Origin of the sequence: Paraburkholderia kirstenboschensis, from assembly GCF_904848585.1 — a bacterium.
GTDB classification, from domain to species: domain Bacteria; phylum Pseudomonadota; class Gammaproteobacteria; order Burkholderiales; family Burkholderiaceae; genus Paraburkholderia; species Paraburkholderia kirstenboschensis.
In genome coordinates this window covers 1,346,394-1,365,880 of record NZ_CAJHCR010000001.1, presented here as the reverse complement: position 1 = coordinate 1,365,880, position 19,487 = coordinate 1,346,394, and the positions used below count along the sequence as shown (strand labels likewise).

17 protein-coding genes are annotated in these 19,487 nt (G+C 64.5%); 5 read left to right on the top strand and 12 right to left on the bottom strand.

Annotation, left to right across the window (positions count from 1 at the left end; genetic code table 11):
* Positions 1–9 precede the first annotated feature (9 nt).
* The 4 genes from JMY24_RS06175 to mltG form a co-directional block, all read right to left on the bottom strand.
* On the bottom strand, positions 10–534 hold the full coding sequence (locus tag JMY24_RS06175) for a GNAT family N-acetyltransferase (protein ID WP_128595022.1): 525 nt from the start codon (positions 532–534) through the stop codon (positions 10–12).
* Between the two features lie 93 nt (positions 535–627).
* Positions 628–1,662 (bottom strand): DNA polymerase III subunit delta', encoded by a 1,035-nt coding sequence (locus JMY24_RS06170; RefSeq protein ID WP_201701523.1) that lies wholly within the window; start codon positions 1,660–1,662, stop codon positions 628–630.
* Between the two features lie 94 nt (positions 1,663–1,756).
* Positions 1,757–2,377 (bottom strand): dTMP kinase, encoded by a 621-nt coding sequence (gene tmk, locus JMY24_RS06165; protein ID WP_128595021.1) that lies wholly within the window; start codon positions 2,375–2,377, stop codon positions 1,757–1,759.
* The gene (mltG, locus tag JMY24_RS06160; RefSeq protein ID WP_128592069.1) at positions 2,377–3,387 is read right to left on the bottom strand and encodes an endolytic transglycosylase MltG; all 1,011 of its coding nucleotides are present in this window, start codon (positions 3,385–3,387) and stop codon (positions 2,377–2,379) included. The genes tmk and mltG overlap by 1 nt, the downstream gene beginning before the upstream one ends.
* A gap of 77 nt (positions 3,388–3,464) precedes the next feature.
* On the opposite strand from mltG, the gene ygfZ reads away from it, so the two are divergent.
* Entirely contained in the window at positions 3,465–4,565 is a 1,101-nt protein-coding gene (gene ygfZ, locus JMY24_RS06155; protein ID WP_128595020.1) for a CAF17-like 4Fe-4S cluster assembly/insertion protein YgfZ, read from the top strand.
* 121 nt (positions 4,566–4,686) lie between these two features.
* Complete coding sequence (locus tag JMY24_RS06150; protein WP_201701591.1) at positions 4,687–5,580, top strand: NRDE family protein; 894 nt, start codon at positions 4,687–4,689, stop codon at positions 5,578–5,580.
* Here JMY24_RS06150 and JMY24_RS06145 read toward each other — a convergent pair whose 3' ends face one another.
* The 5 genes from JMY24_RS06145 to JMY24_RS06125 form a co-directional block, all read right to left on the bottom strand.
* Positions 5,581–6,540, bottom strand: coding sequence for an alpha/beta hydrolase (locus JMY24_RS06145; protein WP_201701521.1), 960 nt, complete (start codon positions 6,538–6,540; stop codon positions 5,581–5,583).
* 79 nt (positions 6,541–6,619) lie between these two features.
* Complete coding sequence (locus JMY24_RS06140) at positions 6,620–7,513, bottom strand: SDR family oxidoreductase (RefSeq protein WP_201701519.1); 894 nt, start codon at positions 7,511–7,513, stop codon at positions 6,620–6,622.
* A gap of 196 nt (positions 7,514–7,709) precedes the next feature.
* Positions 7,710–8,708 carry an NADP-dependent oxidoreductase gene (locus JMY24_RS06135; protein WP_128595018.1) on the bottom strand — a complete coding sequence of 333 codons (999 nt, stop codon included), beginning with the start codon at positions 8,706–8,708 and terminating at the stop codon, positions 7,710–7,712.
* Between the two features lie 166 nt (positions 8,709–8,874).
* Positions 8,875–9,360, bottom strand: a complete 486-nt coding sequence (locus JMY24_RS06130) for a PaaI family thioesterase (protein ID WP_128595017.1) — start codon at positions 9,358–9,360, stop codon at positions 8,875–8,877.
* A gap of 177 nt (positions 9,361–9,537) precedes the next feature.
* The gene (locus JMY24_RS06125; protein ID WP_201701589.1) at positions 9,538–11,064 is read right to left on the bottom strand and encodes an aminotransferase-like domain-containing protein; all 1,527 of its coding nucleotides are present in this window, start codon (positions 11,062–11,064) and stop codon (positions 9,538–9,540) included.
* Positions 11,065–11,278: 214 nt separating this feature from the next.
* Here JMY24_RS06125 and JMY24_RS06120 point away from each other — a divergent pair, with 214 nt between their 5' ends.
* Complete coding sequence (locus JMY24_RS06120; RefSeq protein ID WP_128595016.1) at positions 11,279–11,635, top strand: hypothetical protein; 357 nt, start codon at positions 11,279–11,281, stop codon at positions 11,633–11,635.
* A 104-nt stretch (positions 11,636–11,739) separates the two neighbouring features.
* Positions 11,740–12,258, top strand: a complete 519-nt coding sequence (locus JMY24_RS06115; RefSeq protein ID WP_201701517.1) for an LEA/WHy family protein — start codon at positions 11,740–11,742, stop codon at positions 12,256–12,258.
* A gap of 25 nt (positions 12,259–12,283) precedes the next feature.
* Here the strand turns inward: JMY24_RS06115 and JMY24_RS06110 are convergent, their stop codons facing one another.
* The 3 genes from JMY24_RS06110 to JMY24_RS06100 all read right to left on the bottom strand — a co-directional run bounded on the left by JMY24_RS06110 (position 12,284) and on the right by JMY24_RS06100 (position 17,542).
* Positions 12,284–13,462: an acetyl-CoA C-acyltransferase gene (locus JMY24_RS06110; RefSeq protein ID WP_128595015.1), complete on the bottom strand. Its 1,179-nt coding sequence runs from the start codon at positions 13,460–13,462 to the stop codon at positions 12,284–12,286.
* A 125-nt stretch (positions 13,463–13,587) separates the two neighbouring features.
* Entirely contained in the window at positions 13,588–15,672 is a 2,085-nt protein-coding gene (locus JMY24_RS06105) for a 3-hydroxyacyl-CoA dehydrogenase NAD-binding domain-containing protein (protein ID WP_201701516.1), read from the bottom strand.
* 184 nt (positions 15,673–15,856) lie between these two features.
* Complete coding sequence (locus tag JMY24_RS06100; protein WP_201701515.1) at positions 15,857–17,542, bottom strand: 3-(methylthio)propionyl-CoA ligase; 1,686 nt, start codon at positions 17,540–17,542, stop codon at positions 15,857–15,859.
* Between the two features lie 343 nt (positions 17,543–17,885).
* Here JMY24_RS06100 and JMY24_RS06095 point away from each other — a divergent pair, with 343 nt between their 5' ends.
* The gene (locus JMY24_RS06095) at positions 17,886–19,442 is read left to right on the top strand and encodes a protein adenylyltransferase SelO (protein WP_128595014.1); all 1,557 of its coding nucleotides are present in this window, start codon (positions 17,886–17,888) and stop codon (positions 19,440–19,442) included.
* Positions 19,443–19,487: the final 45 nt, after the last annotated feature.

The following is a 19,487-nucleotide window of genomic DNA, read 5'->3' as shown; positions in this document are numbered from 1 at the left end:
CGTGGCGGGTCAGGCTGCCGCGCCGTGCGCGCCGAGGCGCTTGCCGAGGATCACCAGATCGCGCTCCACGCCGTCCAGCACGGCCACGCGCGGCAGCGAGCCCCATGTGTCGAAACCGAAGCCGCGGAACAGGCGCAGGCTCGCCTCATTGTGACCGAAGATAAATCCCAGCACGGTGTCGATGCCTAGCGCCGGCGCCGCCGCCAGCGAGGCCGCCAGCAACTGCTTGCCGAGGCCCTTGCCGCGCGCGCTTTCGTCGAGATAGATGCTGACTTCGGCGCTGCGCTGATAGGCGGGACGGCCATAGAAGTCCGAAAAGCTCAGCCATGCGATGACACGGCCAGGCTGTTCGGCGTCTTCGACGACCCATAGGGGACGTTTCTGCGGCCCGTGCGCGTGAAACCATGCAACCCGGCTTTCGACGCTGACCGGTTCGAGATCGGCGGTCACCTGGCGCGAGGCTACCGTCGAGTTGTAAATGGCGACGATGGCAGGCAGATCGTCGAGCGTGGCATCGCGGTAAGACAGGCTCATGGTGCTTTCAGATTGAATTGAAGAAGCGGCTAACGTGTAAAGCGCTAACGGGTGGAAACGACGTTCGCCGCGCGTCTCGGGCGCCGCCTTGCGTCATGCAAAGAGCTCGCGGTAGCCAAGAAACAGCTCCTCGAAAACGAGCCGCGCGTTCAGCGGATGATTCTCGACCGCGCGTTGGCGCGTGACGGCCCGCATGAAGCGGGCGAAAGCGCTCGCGTCGGCTTGCGACGCACAGCGCGTCAACGCCGCCGACGCCTGCGGAAAATACCGCGGCGCGCCCGCGGTGCGCTGCGCCAGCAGATCGTACATCCAGCGTTGCAGCCAGCCGAGCACGAGCGGCACCGGCAGCTTTTGCAGCGCCTCGCCGCACGCGAAGGCGTCGCACTCGGGGCCGGCGGCCAGTTGCTTGAGCGTCCAGTCGCGCAGCGTGCGGTTTTCGTCGCTAGCGAGCGCGAGTGCGGTCAGCGGCGCGCCGCCTGCCTCTGCGAGCAGCGCCGGCGCCTCGGACACGCCTTGCGCCGCGAGCCACTGGGTCGCGGCCTGGGGCGCGGGCAAACTCATCGGCCATTGGCGGCAACGGCTGATGATGGTGGGCAAAAGCCGGTCGATCCGCGCCGACACCATCAGGAACACGACGCCAGCAGGCGGCTCTTCGAGTGTTTTCAGCAGCGCATTGGCCGCCGCAATGTTGAGCGCCTCCGCCGGAGCCAGCACGACCACGCGGGCGCCGCCGCGGTGCGAACCCACGCCGACGAAGTCGAGCAAGCCGCGAATCTGCTCGATCTTGATTTCCTTGCTGGGCGCGCGCGTTTTTTTTCCTTCGTCCGCATCGGCTTTTTCGGCTTTCTCGTCCGCACCGTTACCGATGCCGGCTTCGGCCGCCAGCGCCTCGGGCACGACAATACGGTAATCGGGATGGTTGCCTTGGGCGAACCAGTTGCACGCGACACACGCGCCGCACGGTTCGCCGTTTTCCCGCCGGTCCTCGCACAGCAGGCCCTGCGCGAGATGCTGCGCGAAGCGCAGCTTGCCGATGCCCGCCTGTCCATGCAGCAGCAAAGCGTGCGGCCAGTGGTCGCGCAATTGCTGCAGGCGGTTCCAGTCATCGGTTTGCCACGGATAAATCATCTTTTCTCTTTCTGATCAGTCAGTTGGACGCGTTAGCTGAGATATTGCACGAGAATCTAGTTGGCAGATAACAAACGCTTATATTGATTTAACATCAAAGACTTGCAAGCAACTCTTCAAGATGTTTCTGGATACGCGCAATGCTCTGCGAAGAGTCAATGATAGCGAAACGATAAGGCGCTTCTTCCGCGCGCCGCAGATATTCGGCTCGGGTGCGGTCAAAGAATGCGGTCGATTCGCTCTCGAAGCGATCGGGATCGCGCGCCGCACTGCGCCTCTCGTTCGCGATCTCGGGCGCGAGGTCGAACAGCACCGTGAGATCCGGCTGGAAGCCGCCTTGAACCCAGCGCTCCAGGGTTTCGAGCTTGTCGCGCGGCAGCCCGCGGCCGCCGCCTTGATAGGCAAAGGTGGCGTCGGTGAAGCGGTCGGACAGCACCCAGTCGCCGCGTGCGAGCGCCGGTTCGATTACTTCGGCCAGATGCTGGCGGCGCAGCGCGAACATCAGCAGCGCCTCGGTTTCGAGATCCATCTTCTGATGCAGCACGATCTCGCGGATCTGCTCGCCGAGCGGCGTGCCGCCGGGCTCGCGTGTCATGACCACCGAGCGGCCGGTGGCCGCCACCTTCTGTTCCAGCCGCTCGCGGAACCAGGCCAGATGCGTGGTCTTGCCGGCGCCGTCTATGCCCTCGAACGTAATGAATCTGCCGCGCGCCATTATTGCCCTCGAATGTATTTGTCCACGGCCTTGTTGTGATCGCCGAGGGTGTCGGAAAAGATGCTGCTGCCGTCGCCGCGCGAGACGAAGTACAACGCGCTGGTTTGCGCAGGGTTCATGGCCGCCTGCAGCGACGCCACGCCCGGCAGCGAGATAGGTGTCGGCGGCAGGCCCATCCGTGTGTAGGTATTGTAGGGAGTGTCCGTCTGCAGGTCCTTCTTGCGGATGTGGCCGCTATAGCTCTCGCCCATGCCGTAGATCACGGTCGGGTCGGTTTGCAGCGGCATGCCCACGCGCAGACGATTCGCGAACACGGCGGCGACCATCGCCCGGTCGGATTTCTTGCCGGTTTCCTTCTCGATGATGGACGCCATGATCAGCGCATCATACGGCGTCTTGTACGGCAGGTTCGGCGAGCGCGCGAGCCACGCTTCGTCGAGGCGCGCGCGCATCAGCCGATATGCGCGGCGGTATACGTCGAGATCGCTCGTGTTCTTGTCGAACAGGTAGGTGTCCGGGAAAAACAGCCCTTCGCCGTTGCCGATCGACGCCTCCGGTGCGCCGATCGCGCTCATCAGCTGCGCGTCGTTCATCCCGACGCTGTCGTGCTTGAGCGCCGGATTGGCGTCCAGTTCCTGGCGCATGCGCTTGAACGTCCACCCTTCGATGATGGTCGCGACGTATTCGTTGACGTCGCCGCGAGCGATTTTTTGCAGCACTTCGTACGGCGTAACGCCGGTCTTGAACTCGTAATTGCCCGATTTGAGTTCGCTCTGAAGACCGAGCAGCCGCGTCATGACGATGAACAGTTCAGGCTCGACCGGCACGCCGCCGCGGTTCAGTTGCAGCGTGACGCTGCGCAGACTGCTGTGCGGTTTGACGGTGACGTCGAGTTGCGCGGGGTTAAGCTCGAGCGGGCTGTTGGCCCAGTGGTATCCGCCAGCAATCGCGGCTGCGGCCAGCACGACGATAATCGAGCCGGCGACGAAACATTTCTTGAAGAGGGACATGAAAACGTGACTGGGTTGGACTGCATATAATACTTGTTTGCCTTAGCTAAAGTCAGAATTGACTGTTCCAGGAATCCATGAACACACCGCTCGCTACCGCTTCAGGCAACCCTTCCGCAACTGCTTCAGGCGCTGTTCCTGCCACCTCCGGCGGCGCGCCCTCGGGCCAGTCCGCCACGGCGCTGCCCGTGCTGCCGCGTCCGTCCGCCGATGAGTTCGCCGCAGTGCTCGAACACGGCGCCTACATGGCGCTCACGCAGTTCGGCGTGATCGACGCCACCGGCGACGACGCCGCGAGCTTCCTGCACGGGCAGTTGACCAACGACACGCAACACCTGGACGCCGCGAACGCGCGTCTCGCGGGTTACTGCTCGGCAAAAGGACGGCTGCTGGCGTCGTTTCTGACGTGGCGCAGCGGCGACACGATCCGTCTGCTGGTCTCGAAAGACGTGCAGGCGGCGGTGCAAAAGCGCCTGTCCATGTTCGTTCTGCGCGCCAAGGCGAAACTCGCGGATGCAAGCGGCGAGCTCGCCGTGATCGGCCTCGCGGGCGATGTCCGCAAGGCGCTGTCCGGCGTATTCGACGCGCTGCCCGACGGTGTTCACGTGAAGGTGGACGGCGCAGCCGGCTCGCTGATTCGCGTGCCCGATGCATTCGAGCGTCTGCGCTATCTGTGGATTGGCCCGAAAGCGCAAATCGAAACTCACTTGCCGCAGCTTCGCGAAAAGTTGAAGCAGGTTTCGCCGGCAGTCTGGGACTGGCTCGACATCCGCGCAGGCGAGCCGCGCATCACGCAGCCGGTGGTCGAGCAATTCGTGCCGCAAATGGTCAATTTCGACGTGCTCGGCGCGGTCAATTTCCGCAAGGGCTGCTATCCCGGCCAGGAAGTGGTGGCGCGCAGCCAGTATCGCGGCACGATCAAGCGGCGCACGTCGCTCGCCAACGTGGCGGGCGAACTCGATACGGTGAAGGCCGGCGCCGAACTCTTTCACTCCGACGATCCGGGCCAGCCATGCGGCATGGTGGTGAACGCGGCATCGGCGCGTGACGGCGGCGTCGATCTGCTGGTCGAGACCAAGCTGGCGGCGCTCGAAAGCGGCTCGGTGCATCTAGGCGCGGCGGAAGGTCCGGCGCTGCGGTTCCTCGCGCTTCCGTACGGCCTGCCCACCGAGGTTTGAACGCCCTCCTGGATGCGGCGCGGCGCAGTTGGACGAAAAGGCGCCGCTTTCTCGCGGCGCCCTCGCGAGAACTCCTGCCCGCCATGTCGCTTCCGAAGCCCCCAACAGGGAGACGCCCCCGATGTGCCTGATCGTCTTCGACTGGCGACCCGATGCGGTCGACGGCCCGATCTTCACACTCGCCGCGAATCGCGACGAATTCTTCCGGCGCACGGCCGAGCCGATCGCCTGGTGGAGCGACGCGCCGGGCGTGCTGGCCGGCCGGGACTTGCTGGGCGGCGGGACGTGGCTCGGCATGTCGCGCGACGGCCGTTTTGCTGCCCTGACCAACTACCGCGCGCCGCACGAGATGCGCGCCGATGCGCCGACCCGCGGCACCCTCGTCAGCGACTGGCTGGCTTCGGCCAGCGGCGGCGCGAACGGCAGTGAGAACAGCAGTGAGAACAGCGGTGAGAACCGCAGCACAGACGGCGGCCCGCACGAAACGCCGCTGGCCTATCTGCAACGCGTGGCGAAAACCGGCGACATGTACAACGGCTTCAACCTGCTGGTGGGCGACTGGACGCGCCGCGAACTCGCCTGGTATTGCAACCGCTCTAACGTCGCCCCTGCGCTGCTTACGCCCGGCACACACGGCATCTCAAACGCGGTGCTCGACACGCCGTGGCCGAAGCTCGTCAGAAAGCGGGCCGAATTGAGTACGCTCCTCACGCGCAACCCGATGCCGCCGCTCGAACGCCTGATCGACCTGATGCGCGACCCGCGCGTCGCCCCCGACGATGAGTTGCCTGCCACCGGCATTGCGCTCGAGCGCGAACGGGCGCTGTCGGCGGCGTTCATCGAAACGCCCGAGTACGGCACGCGCGGCACGACGGCGCTGCGGGTAGTCGCGAACGCCGAGATGGTCAGCGTGGCGGTAGCCGAGCGAAGCGACGATAACGGCTCACACCGGATCGCGCGCCCGGGCGACTTCGAGCGCAGCTTCGCGTTCAACGTCGAGCGGCAAATCGCGTAATCATTGCTCGCCGAATGCCGTGCGCAATGCTGCGGCGGCCTCCGCATGCGCGTGCGCAACATCAGGCACGAAGCCGCCCATCTTGAAGAACTCGTGGATCATGCCCGGGTAGCGCCTGAGTGTGACTTCGTTGCCATGGTCGCGCAGCTTCTGCGCATAGGCGTCGCCTTCGTCGCTCAGCGGATCGTATTCGGCAGTCGCGATCCAGGCTGGCGCGAGTCCGCTGAAGTCGGGTGCGCCGCGCTTGCCGTCGAGCGGCGCGAAACGCCAGTCGTCGCGATCGTTCGTGTCGCGTACGTATTGATCGAAGAACCATTGGATCGTCTCGCCCGAGAGCAGGAAGCCGTCGGCAAGGCGCGAGTGCGAATCGGTCTGCTGATAGCCGGCCGTGCCGGGATAGATCAGCAACTGCAGTGAAAGCGCGATGCCGGCGTCGCGCGCGAGCACCGCGCAGACCGTGGCCAGCGTGCCGCCCGCGCTGTCGCCGCCTACCGCAAGCCGCTTGGCGTCGATGCCGAATTCCGCCGCGTGAGCATGCAGCCAGACGAGCGCGTCGAAAGCGTCGTCGACGGCGGTCGGGAATTTGTGTTCGGGCGCGAGCCGGTAATCGACCGACAGCACTGTGCATTTTCCGTCGCGCGCCAACATGCGGCACAGCGCATCGTGCGTATCGATGCTGCCGACCGTGAAGCCGCCGCCGTGATAGTAGATCAATGCCGGAGCCGGCTCGGCCCAGCCCGGCTCGACGGCCTGATAAAGACGCGCGCGAATCGTTGCGCCGTCGCGCGTCGGTACGCGCAGGTCTTCGACGGCGAACATCGGCGCGCTCGCGATCTCGAGAATCGGCGCGCTTTTCTCATACGACGCGCGCGCCGCTTGCGCAGTCATTTCATGGAGCTTCGGGCGCTTTGCGCGCGCGATCATGTCGAGCACCTGCTCGATCTTCGGATTCAGCGGCATGTGACGCAGGTAACGTTGAATGGCGCATACGCGCCGCAGGTTGAAAAGTGGCGCGCGGCACTGCGCGCAACGAGCGGCTCTAGTCGGAACCCGCGTGCCTGACTTCGGGCTTCAGCGACATCGGATCGGTGGGATCGCGCAACTGCTCGATGTCCTCGTGACGCAGTCTCACCGTCGCCATGATCGCCGGGTGCGTAAGGATATAGAAACGGCGCGCGGCGATGGCCTCGAACGTGATGCCGGCAACCTCTGCGGCACTGAGCTTGCCCGATTGCACCGCGCGCTGCAGTTGCTTGCCCGCAGCGATCTGCGAGCGCGTCGGGCGGCTCTCGTTGCGCAGTTCAGCGGGCCGCGAGCGCTCGGCATCGGCGATGCCCGTGGGCACGAACGCCGGACACAGCAGCGAACAGCCGACGCGGCCGCTCGCCTCACGTCCGGCCTGCGCGATTTGCAGGTCGTGATACAGCGTCTCGGTAAGCGACACGACCGCGTGTTTCGACGCGTTGTAGACGCCCATTGCGGGCGGCGACAGCAGGCCCGCGACGGATGCGGTGTTGACGATATGCGCGGGCTCGTTCTGCGCCAGCATGATCGGCGCAAACGCACGCACGCCGTGCGCGACGCCCATTACGTTGACCCCGAATACCCACGACCAGTCGTTGGCGGAACTCTCCCACAGCAAGCCGCCCGAGCCCACGCCCGCGTTGTTGAACAACAGATGCACCTTGCCGAATGCATTGAGCGCGGCTTGCGCGAGCGCCTCCACCTGCGTTGCGCTCGACACGTCGGTCGGCACGCCGATCGCATCGGCCCCCGCCGCGCGCAACGTATCGACGGCCTGCGCGAGCGCGTCGGGGTTCACGTCGGCGAGGACGAGCTTCATACCGAGCGCCGCGCCTTTCTGCGCGAACGCGAGGCCGAAGCCGCTAGCCGCGCCGGTGATGACCGCGACTTTGCCTGCAAATTCGAACATCCATGGACTCCTTTGTGTGCGGCTGCAAGTGCGAGCGCGAGTGCGAGTGCAAGTGCAAGTGCAAGTGCAAGTGCAAGTGCAAGTGCAAGTGCAAGTGCGAGTGCAAGTGCAAGTGCGAGTGCGAGTGCAAGTGCAAGTGCAAGTGCAAGTGCGGCTCCGGGCGCTTTAATCCGCCGGCCGCCGCAATCGCATCACATCAAATCAACCTCACAAGCTGCTTGCCGAAGTTCTTGCCTTTCAGCAAGCCGATGAACGCCTCGGGCGCCGCATCGAGCCCTTGCGCGATGCTTTCGCGATAGTGCAGCTTTTTCTGCGCGACCAGCGTGCCAAGCTGCTTGAGCGCTTCCGGCCAGACATCCATATGCTCGCTGACGATAAAGCCCTGCACGAGCAGACGCTGCGTCAATATCAGCGACGGGTGCTTGAGCGGCACCGGCTGGCCGTCGTAGCCGGCAATGAATCCGCAAAGCGCGATGCGGCCGGCCGGGTTCATGCGTGCGAGCGTCGCGTCGAGCACTTCGCCGCCGACGTTCTCGAAGCAACCGTCGACGCCGTTCGGCGTCGCCGCCTTCAGGTCCTGATAGAGGTTGCCGGCCTTGTAATCGACGCAGGCGTCGAAGCCAAGTGTCTCCACCACATAACGGCACTTCTGCGGACCGCCCGCGATACCCACCGCGCGCGCTCCCGCCTCTTTCGCCAGTTGGCCGACCACGCTGCCCACCGCTCCGCTCGCCGCGCTGACAACGACCGTCTCGCCAGCCTTCGGCGCGATGATCCGGTTCAGTCCATACCACGCGGTTACGCCCGGCATGCCGACCGGTCCGAGATAAGCCGACAGCGGCACATGCGTGTCGTCGACTTTCTGCATACCTGCGCCGTTCGACGTGCCGTACTCCTGCCAGCCGAACATTGCGACGACCTTGTCGCCGACCGCGAACTTCGGATTCTTCGACTCGACCACCTCGCCGACCGTGCCGCCGATCATCACTTCGTCGAGCGGCTGCGGCGGCGCATACGACTTGCTGTCGTTCATACGGCCGCGCATGTACGGGTCGAGCGACAAATAGTGATTACGCACGCGTACTTCTCCGTCGGCAAGCGGTGCAAGCGGTGTTTCGACGAGGCGGAAGTTCTCGGGCGTGACGGCGCCTTGCGGACGCGAAGCCAGCACGAACTGACGGTTGATCTGTGGCATGACGATCGTCTCCTTGGTTTGCTGATTGTGAATTGCCGACTACGGGTTGCGGGCTATGCGTTGCCGACCGCATATTGCCTGCGGCAATGCAGCTAGTCGCGCGCTCGGCCTGCGCTCGGACAATGCGGATGCAAACGCCGTGTGCCTCGCACGCGTTCGCACGTGTTCAGCCGTCGCTAGGACCGGGTTTCGCCAATGGGTCGCTGCGCAAGCGCTGGCGTGTCACGTCGCGGCCCACCGCAAGACGGCGCATGTATTTGAATGTGCCGAGCGCCTTGGCGACGAAGTGCCCTTCGCTATCGCGGATCTCGCCTTCGCAATAGGCCATTGTCGTGGAGCGGTGCAGCACGCGGCCTGTCGCGCGCAACTCGCCGCGGCCGGGCTGCATGAAGTTGACCTTCATTTCGACCGTGACCACGCCGACACCGTCGCCCGCGAGGCTGCGCGCGGCCATCGCGAGCGCAACGTCGGCGAGCGTCATCGTCACGCCGCCGTGCGCGACGTCCCACGTGTTCATATGCTCGGGCAGCAAAGGGAGCGTCACTTCGCTGACGCCGTCCGCCGCCGACACGAGTTGCGCGCCGAGCCGGTCGACAAAGGGGCTCTCGGGCAACGACGCGCCCGTCGCAGTGGATAAAGATGAATCGGTCATTGCGGCTTCAGGTTGGCTTGTCTTGACATGAGGGCGGCGCACAACTCGCAATGAATGTGCGATGCAGCAGCATTCACGCGACGACGCACCGCGCCAAAGGAGAGGAAATGATACCCGCTATGGCGCTGCGCAGTGACGAGCAAAACTTCGGCTCGTGGCACGCGGGGCGCGACGCGTTCACGCCGCTTGCGCCGCCGCGCGCGCGGCCATGGCTGTTGCGAGCCGGCCGAGCTTGAGCACGGCTTCATCCGCGAGTTCGAGGTCCGTGCTCGGACAACTCAGCCTGATGAACCGATCGAAGCGGCCCGCGTTCGAAAACACAGTGCCCGGCATCACACGAATGCCTTGCTTCAAAGCGGCATCGAACAACGCGGCCGACGACACGGCGTGCGGCAACTCGATCCAGAAGAACATGCCGCCAGCGGGCGGCGTAAAACGCGTGCCATCGGGAAAGGAGGCGCCGATTGCCGCCGACATCCGCTCACGCTGCAACCTCAAGCGATCGCGCAAACGCCGCAAATGCCGTTCATACGCGTTCGTTTCGAGAAACCCTGCAAGCACGACTTGCGACAGCTGCTCGTTATGACGCGACTGCGCAAACTTGAGCATGCCGATACGCGGATGCCAGCGCCCGCCGTTGATCCAGCCGATCCGCATGCCGGGCGCGAGCGTCTTGTTGAACGACGTGCAGTGGATCACGGTGCCGTCGGTGTCCCACGCCTTCAGCGAGCGCAGCGGCTGCGCGCTGTCGACCAGCTCTCGGTACGGGTCGTCTTCGATCAGCGCGATGCGGGCTCGCGCGCACAGTTCGACGAGCCTCGCCTTGTGCGAATCGGGCATCACGCTGCCAAGCGGGTTCTGCAAATTCGGCACGACCACCACGGCCTTGATGTCGGGATGGGTTTGCAACGCGAAGTCGAGCGCCTCGATCGCGAGCCCGCTGCTCGGGCTTGCTGGAATTTCGAGTGCGCGCAACCCAAGGCTTTCCAGCGCCTGGAGCAAGCCGAAGAAACAAGGCGACTCGACGGCAACGGTGTCACCCGGTTGCGTCACTGCTCGCAACGCAAGATTGACCGCTTCGATGCCGCCGTGCGTCATGATGATGTCGTCCGCGCCGATCTGAATGCCCGCATCGAGCGCGCGGCGCGCAATGATCGCGCGCAACGCGGGGTCGCCCTGATCCGGCCCGACCGCGGTCAACAATGTCGGCCGCCGGCGCAACGCGCGCAGCGCGGCTTTTTGCAACGCGTCCGTCGGATAGAGGTCCGCCGAAGCGGTCGCACCGCCGAGGTTGAATGCGTCCGGATAGCGTTGATATTGCGAGACGATCGCCGATATCGCCGAGTGAATGCCGACGAACTGCGCGGCCTGCGGCAGGGTCGCTAGATCGGGTTCCGACGCGGCGGGTAACGCAGCGCGTTGCGAAGCGCGCACGAAGTAGCCGGCGCGCGGCCGCGCCTCGATTAGCGCTTCGCGTTCGAGCAGGCGATAGCTCTCGGTCGCCGTCGCGAGACTTACGCCGTGGCGCTGCATGAACGCGCGCATTGACGGCATGCGCTCGCCGGGCCGCAGCACGCCGCTACGGATCGCGCGGCGGTAGTGGCCCGCCAGTTGACGGTAAAGCGGCTGGCTCGCCGTGGAATCGTCCGCAGGCGCGAGGTCCGCGCAATGCGCGGAGCGCGGTGACTGCGTGACGGTGTGCATCGGCGTGTGCGTGTGCATGTAGGTGGATCGGCTCATAAGCCGATGGTGCGCACAGCGGGGGCGCCGCGACAGATACACATTCTCTTCATTTCGACCGATACAGCGTGCCAAACCGCCGTCTTGTAGCGGTTCAGATTGTCGATGACTGAGGCTGTTTTCACGGGCACCTGCTCAATATGCTGGATGGCATGCAAACGGTCTCAAGGAAACGGTCATGTCAACTCGCCCCACCGTCAATCTGTCGCGCCTCGCTGCCGGCCAAGTCGCCCTGCAGGACGTCCGCGCACGAAGCACTGTGGTCGCCGTTGAAGGCGATCTGCAGTTGGCGTTTCGCGATCATTCGCTCGCCTGGCTCGGCGATGCCGTTCCATTGACGTCCGTCACATTGCACGAGGGCCAGTGCTTCGTGGCACGGCAACACGGCATGATATCGATCAGTGCGGCGCATGCGCAGGCTGCGGCCTTCGTGGTGCAACCGTCGCTCGCTGAAAACGGAGGCTGTAGCGCGACAGGTCGAGCCGTGCTTTGGCTGGCCACATTCCTGAAAGCGACGCTGCGGCGCGCAACCTGAGACGCCACCTGAGTAACCACCCGAAAGGCCGCATGAGAGAGCCCCGCGGCCCCGAGATCGCCAGCTACAATGCATGACCCCATCCGCTCTTCGAGGTGCCGGTCATGTCCTTCGTCCGCATGCTGTTCAGCGCGCGTCTGTTCCGCGTGGCCGCGTTATGCGCTGTGTTCGCGCTCACGGTGAGCGGCTGCGCCGGATTCTTCGGCGGCGACCCGTTGCGCGTGAGCGTCGCCGGCATCGAACCGATCGAAAGTCAGGGCTTCGAGATGCGCTTTAACGTCAAACTGCGCGTGCAAAATCCGAACGATTCGGCGGTCAGCTTCAATGGCGTATCGCTCGATCTCGAACTGAACGGCAAGCCGTTCGCGAGCGGCGTCAGCGACCAGAGCGGTACCGTGCCGCGCTTCGGCGAAACAGTTGTCAATGTGCCGTTGACGGTGCCCGCATTTGCCGCCGTGCGCCAGGCATTCGCGTTCGCGGGCGCGATGCAGGGCGGCGCCGCGCAGTCGGGGCAGATTCCCTACATTTTGCGAGGCAAACTCGCGGGCGGCCTGACCGGCACGACGCGCTTCGTCGATCAGGGCGCGTTGAGCCTGCCCGCGGCCGGCACGGCCCTGCCCTGATCACGTGAAGCGCTGACCCAGGTAATTACGCGACTTCGAACAGCCCCGCCGCGCCCTGCCCGCCGCCGATACACATCGTCACCACGACCAGCTTCGCGCCGCGCCGCTTGCCTTCGATCAGCGCATGCCCGGTAAGCCGCGCGCCCGACACGCCATACGGATGGCCGACTGCAATAGCCCCGCCGTTGACGTTCAGACGGTCATGCGGAATGCCGAGCTTGTCGGCGCAATACAGCACCTGCACCGCGAACGCTTCGTTCAATTCCCACAGGTCGATGTCCTCGACTTTCAGGCCCGCCTGCTTGAGCAGCTTCGGCACCGCGAAAACCGGGCCGATGCCCATCTCGTCCGGTTCGCAGCCGGCCACCGCGAAGCCCCGGAAAATGCCGAGCGGCTGCAGCCCTTCGCGCTCCGCGACCTTCGCGTTCATCACCACGCAAGCGGACGCACCGTCTGAGAACTGGCTCGCGTTGCCCGCCGTGACGACGCCGCCCGGCAGCGCGGTGCGGATTTTCGATACACCTTCGAGCGTCGTGTCCGCGCGAATGCCCTCGTCGCCGCTGACGGTCACTTCTTTCGTGTACAACTGCCCAGTCGCTTTGTCGGCGACGCCCGCGAGCACCGTCAACGGCACGATCTCGTCCTTGAACCTGCCGGCTTCCAGCGCCGCCGCGGCGCGCTGCTGTGAGCGCACGCCGTATTCGTCCTGACGATCTTTCGAAATCGAATAGCGTTTTGCGACGTTCTCGGCGGTCTGCAACATCGACCAGTAGATTTCCGGCTTGTTCCTGCTGAGCCAACCGTCGGTCATCATGTGCTGGTTCATCTCGTTCTGCACGCACGAGATGGATTCGACGCCGCCCGCGACGAACACGTCGCCCTCGCCGGAAATCACACGTTGCGCGGCCAGCGCGATGGTTTGCAATCCCGACGAACAGAAACGGTTCACCGTCATACCCGGAACGCTGACCGGCAAGCCGGCGCGCAGCGCGATCTGCCGCGCGATGTTCATGCCCGTCGCGCCTTCAGGATTGGCGCAACCCATGATCACGTCCTCCACGCGCGCCGGGTCCAGCTTCGCCCGTTCGACGGCGGCGTGCGTTACGTGCCCGCCGAGCGTCGCGCCATGCGTCATGTTGAAACCGCCGCGCCATGATTTGGCGAGCCCCGTGCGGGCGGTCGATACGATTACGGCGTCAGTCATGCGAGTCTCCTGCGTGTAGATGGCGATGGTGGCGCATGGGTCGGTGCGGGCGATCTCGCCGCCGCGCGGCAATGACGCGCGCCACCTCTGTCGTTCGATATGAGCGGCGTGTGCTGCGCGCCACGTCAGCCGTTAAAGCCCCGGCCTTGGGCCGCGAGTTCGGCGATGCGCGGCGCAAGCTGCCACGCGTCGCCATTCGGTTGCGATGCGTAGCGGCGAATCGCGCGCTCGACGTTGTAGAGGCCGACCGTGTCCGCGTACAGCATCGGGCCGCCGCGATAGAGCGGAAAGCCATAGCCGGTCAGATACACCATGTCGATGTCCGACGCCTTCGACGCAATGCCTTCTTCAAGAATCTTCGCGCCTTCATTGACGAGTGCGAATACCAGACGCTCGACGATCTCGTCGTCGCCGATCTTGCGGCGCTGCGTATTCGTTTCCTTCGAGTGAGCGACGATCATTTCGTCGACCAGTTTCGACGGATACGCGGTGCGGTCGCCCGCCTTGTAGTCGTACCAGCCGCCGCCGGTTTTCTGGCCGAAGCGCCCCGTCTCGCACAAACGGTCGGCGATCTTCGAATAATGCATCTCCGGATGTTCCTGATAGCGGCGCTTGCGGATCGCCCAGCCGATGTCGTTGCCGGCCAGATCGCTCATGCGGAACGGGCCCATCGCGAAGCCGAATTTTTCAATGGCCCGATCGACTTGCGCGGGCAGCGCGCCCTCTTCCAGCATGAAAAGCGCCTGGCGGATGTACTGCTCGATCATCCGGTTGCCGATAAAACCGTCGCACACGCCCGACACCACCGCCGTCTTTTTGATCTTCTTCGCGAGCTTCATGACGGTGGCGAGCACGTCTTTCGCGGTTTCCTTGCCGCGCACTACTTCAAGCAGCTTCATTACGTTGGCCGGGCTGAAGAAGTGCATGCCGACCACGTCTTGCGGCCGCCTGGTGAAAGCGGCGATCTTGTCCACATCGAGCGTCGACGTGTTCGATGCGAGGATCGCGCCGGACTTCGCAACTTCGTCGAGACGTTTGAACACCTGCTCCTTGACGCCGAGTTCCTCGAACACCGCTTCGACGATCAGATCCGCGTTCTTCAGGTCGTCATAGGAAAGCGTGGGCGTAATCAGCGCCATGCGCTCTTCGAGCGCTTCGGGCTTGAGCTTGCCCTTCTTCACACTTGCTTCGTAGTTCTTGCGGATCGTGGCGAGGCCGCGGTCAAGCGCCTCCTGTTTCGTCTCAAGCAGCGTGACGGGAATGCCCGCATTGATGAAGTTCATCGCGATGCCGCCGCCCATCGTGCCCGCGCCGATCACCGCGACCTGGCGGATCTCGCGCACTGGCGTATCGGCAGGCACGTCGGGAATCTTGCTCGCCGCGCGTTCGCCGAAGAACGCGTGACGCAGCGCACGGCTCTCGGGCGTTTGCACGAGCGCGACGAAACATTCGCGCTCGACCGCGAGGCCCTTGTCGAAGCCGTTCTTCACGCCCGCCTCGACTGCGTCGATGCATTTGAGCGGCGCGGGGAAATTCTTCGCGAGGGTTGCGACGCTATTGCGAGCGAACTGGATAAAGCCTTCGGCATTCGGATGCTCGATCTTGCGCTCGCGCACTTTGGGATGCGGGCCTTCTTTTGCGCCGACCTTGCGCGCGAACGCGAGCGCCGCTTCGGCGAGATCGCCTTCTGCGAGTTCGTCGAAGAGGCCGGAACGGGCCAGCTGCTGCGACATAACCGGCGCGCCGGAAACAATCATGTTGAGCGCGGCTTCGAGGCCGATTGCACGTGGCAGACGCTGAGTGCCCCCCGCGCCCGGCAGAATGCCGAGCTTCACTTCGGGCAACGCGATCTGCGCGCCGGGCGCTGCGATCCGGTAGTGCGCGCCTAGCGCGAGTTCGAGCCCGCCGCCCATCGCCACGCTGTGAATCGCTGCGACCACCGGCTTCGCGCTGCTTTCCACGGTCTTGATGACGGTGGCGAGAGTCGGCTCCTGGGTGGCTTTCGGCGTATTGAATTCGGTGATGTCGGCGCCGCCCGAGAAGGCTTTGCCCGCGCCGGTCAGCACGATGGCCTTGATGGCCGGATCGTTCTGCGCACGCTCGATGCCCTCGACGATTCCCGCCCGGGTCGACAGGCCGAGGCCGTTGACGGGAGGATTGTTCAGCGTGATGACGGCCACGCCGTCATGGGTTGTGTAGTCCACTGCCATCTGCCTGCCTCCGTGCGACGCATCGCATTCTTGAGATGAGGCGGCGCAGCGCGCGCCGCCCGTCCGGTTCCACCAGCCGACTTATGTCTGGCTTAAGTGCTCCAACCTTCGTCTCGAGTTCAGGTCGGCCGTTCCGGTGTCAGCAGGCAGAATACACAAAAAAGCACGCTCGTTCAATTTATCGTCAGGCGGGGTTTCCCCTGGCAAGCGGGCAGTCTCCCTCGTACATCTGGTCTTCCAGCGCCGACGGCAGCACATGGTCGCGGAAGATTTCGCGCAGCTTCAGCTTTTGCAGCTTGCCCGTGGCCGTATGCGGCAATTCGTCGACGAACACCACGTCGTCGGGAATCCACCATCTGGCGACCTTGCCGTTGTAGAACGCGAGCAGTTCTTCGCGCGTCACGTCGAGGCCCGCGCGCTTGACCACAGCCAGCAGCGGACGCTCCGTCCACTTCGGATGAGCGCATGCGATGCACGCCGCCTCCGCGACCGCCGGATGCGCAATGGCGACGTTCTCGACGTCGATAGAACTGATCCACTCCCCGCCCGACTTGATGACGTCCTTCGAGCGGTCCGTGATCTGCAAAAAGCCATCGCGGTCGATGGTCGCGACGTCGCCGGTCGGGAACCACCCGTCCACGAGCGGCGAGTCGTCCTTGCGGAAATACTGGTCGATCACCCAGGGCCCACGCACATACAGATCGCCGAACGCGACGCCGTCCCACGGCAACTCCGCGCCGTCGTCGCCGACGATCTTCATATCCACGCCGTAAAGCGCATGTCCCTGCTTTTCGAGCAGTTTGCGCTGCTCCGCCAAGGGGCGTTGCGATTGCTCCCAGGTCAGCTTCGCCAACGTGCCGAGCGGCGACATTTCGGTCATGCCCCAGGCGTGAATGACCTGTACGCCGTAGTCGTCCTCGAAAGTGCGCAGCATCGCGGGCGGACACGCGGAGCCGCCGATCACCGTGCGCTGGAGCGACGAAAAGCGCACGCCGGCATCGCGCAGATGGTTCAGCAGGCCGAGCCAGACGGTCGGCACGCCAGCCGAATAGGTGACGCGCTCACGCTCCATCAGTTCGAACAGCGACTTGCCGTCGAGGTCCTTGCCGGGAAAAACGAGCTTTGCGCCGGTGAGCGGCGCGGCGTGCGGGATGCCCCAGGCGTTGACATGGAACATGGGGACGACGGGCAGCACGGAATCGCGCGCGGATAAGCTCATTGCGTCGGGCAGCGATGCGCCGAACGCATGCAGCACCGTCGAGCGATGCGAGTACAGCGCGCCTTTCGGGTTGCCGGTGGTGCCCGACGTATAGCAGAGATACGACGCCTGACGCTCGTCGATTGGCGGCCATTCGAAATTGCCGTCCTGTGCGTTCACGAGCGTTTCGTAACTCAGCGCGGGCGTTTGCATCGCCGGCAGATGTGCTTCGTCGGCGAGAGCGACCCAGCCGCGTACTTTCGGGCATTGCGGCGCGAGCACGTCGACGAGCGGCGCGAAGGTGGTGTCGAACAGCACGTAGGCATCGTCGGCATGATTGACGATGTACGCAATCTGGTCGGAAAAAAGGCGCGGGTTGATCGTGTGGCACACGGCGCCGAACCCGGTCGTGCCGTAATAGGTTTCGAGATGCCGGTAGCCGTTCCACGCTAGCGTCGCGACACGGTCGCCGGGCTGAACGCCGAGCGCGATCAAGGCCTGCGCGAGCTGCTTCGCACGCCGTTCGCAATCGCGATAAGTGTAGCGATGCATGTCGCCTTCGATACGCCGCGACACGATCTCGGTGCTGCCGAAATGCCGCGCGGCGTGCGCGAGCAGCGAGGACACGGTGAGGGGCACATCCATCATCTGGCCAAGCAGCGGCATCGTCATAAAGGGTCGTCTCCTGGCCTTTTTCTTTTCAGGGTGCGGACAAGGGAGCGCCGTTAGAGAGAAACCGGCGCGGCAGTGAAATTGCTGAAGCAATCGACAAGCGGGTCATGCATCCGCCAACACTGGAACGTCTGTATCGGCCCACACTCGGGCCGCACTCGGGCCACAGGCGGACCACACACGGTTCACGCACGGTTCACGCAGGGTTCACGCACGGTTCACGCACGGTTCACGCACGGTTCACGCACGGTTCACGCACGGTTCACGCACGGGCCGAATGCCGGCCCACCAGCAGCGCCGCGGGTGCGGACTTACAATATCGGTTAATAGTGAGGCGCTCAACATGTCGTTTTCCCCAAGCATTGCAAGCCTGTCAGGGCCTTTGGCGGCACTTTCCGAAGCTCTTACCACCCCCACCGAAAGCGCGTTTGCGCGGCTCGGCAGCACGTTTCTCACGCGTCTGCCGGCCACGCCGCTGAGCGCGCCGTACCTCGTCGGTTTTTCGGCCGAGACCGCCGCGCTGCTCGGGTTAGAGCCGGGCCTCGAAAAAGATCCGGCGTTCGCCGAGCTGTTTTCGGGCAACGGCACCCGCGAATGGCCGGCAGAGGCGCTCCCCTATGCGTCGGTGTATTCGGGGCATCAGTTCGGCGTGTGGGCGGGCCAGCTCGGCGACGGCCGCGCGCTCGGACTCGGCGAAGTGGAACATGGCGGTCAGCGTTTCGAGCTGCAGTTGAAAGGCGCCGGGCGCACGCCCTATTCGCGCATGGGCGACGGCCGCGCGGTGCTGCGCTCGTCGATTCGCGAGTTCCTCTGTTCAGAGGCCATGCATCACCTTGGCATTCCGACCACGCGCGCGTTGTGCGTGATCGGCTCAGACCAGCCGGTGCGGCGCGAGGAGATCGAAACGGCTGCCGTCGTTACGCGCGTCGCGCCGAGCTTCGTGCGCTTCGGCCACTTCGAGCACTTCTATTCGAACGATCGCACCGACGCGCTGCGCGCGCTCGCCGATCACGTGATCGAGCGCTTCTATCCGCATTGCCGCGAGGCCGACGATCCGTATCTCGCGTTGCTGAACGAGGCGGTGTTGTCCACCGCGGATCTGATGGTCGAATGGCAGGCAGTCGGCTTCTGCCACGGCGTGATGAACACGGACAACATGTCGATCCTCGGCCTGACCATCGACTATGGTCCGTTCGGCTTCATGGACGGCTTCGACGCAGGCTACATCTGCAATCACTCCGACTCGCAGGGTCGTTATGCGTACCGGATGCAACCGCAGATCGCGTACTGGAATCTCTTTTGCCTCGCGCAAGGACTGCTGCCGCTACTTGGCGAACGCTACGAGGAAAGCGCGCGCAACGACAAAGCGATCGAAGACGCACAACGCGTGCTCGGCGGTTTCAAGGACCGCTTCGGCCCGGCGCTCGAGCGGCGCATGGCGGCGAAGCTCGGTCTCGAGACCGGGCACGACGGCGACGCGCAGTTGGTCAACCGCCTGTTCGACGTGATGCACGCGAACCGGGCGGATTTCACGCTGACTTTTCGCAACCTCGCCCGTATGTCGAAACACGACGCGAGCGGCGATGCGCCGGTGCGCGATCTGTTCCTCGACCGCGCTGCGTTCGATGCCTGGGCGAACGAGTATCGCGCGCGCTTGTCCCATGAAACACGCGACGACGCCGCGCGCGCCATTGCAATGAACCGTGTGAACCCCAAATTCATTCTTCGCAATCATCTGGCGGAAACGGCGATCCGCCGCGCGAAAGAGAAGGATTTTTCCGAACTGGAGCGTCTCGCCGCCGTGCTGCGTCGTCCGTTCGACGAGCAGCCCGAGCACGAAGCGTATGCCGGGTTGCCGCCCGACTGGGCGAGTTCGCTGGAAGTCAGCTGCTCGTCATGACACGCAAGTTGCAAGCCGCTCTCACTACAAGCCCGAGACAGGAAC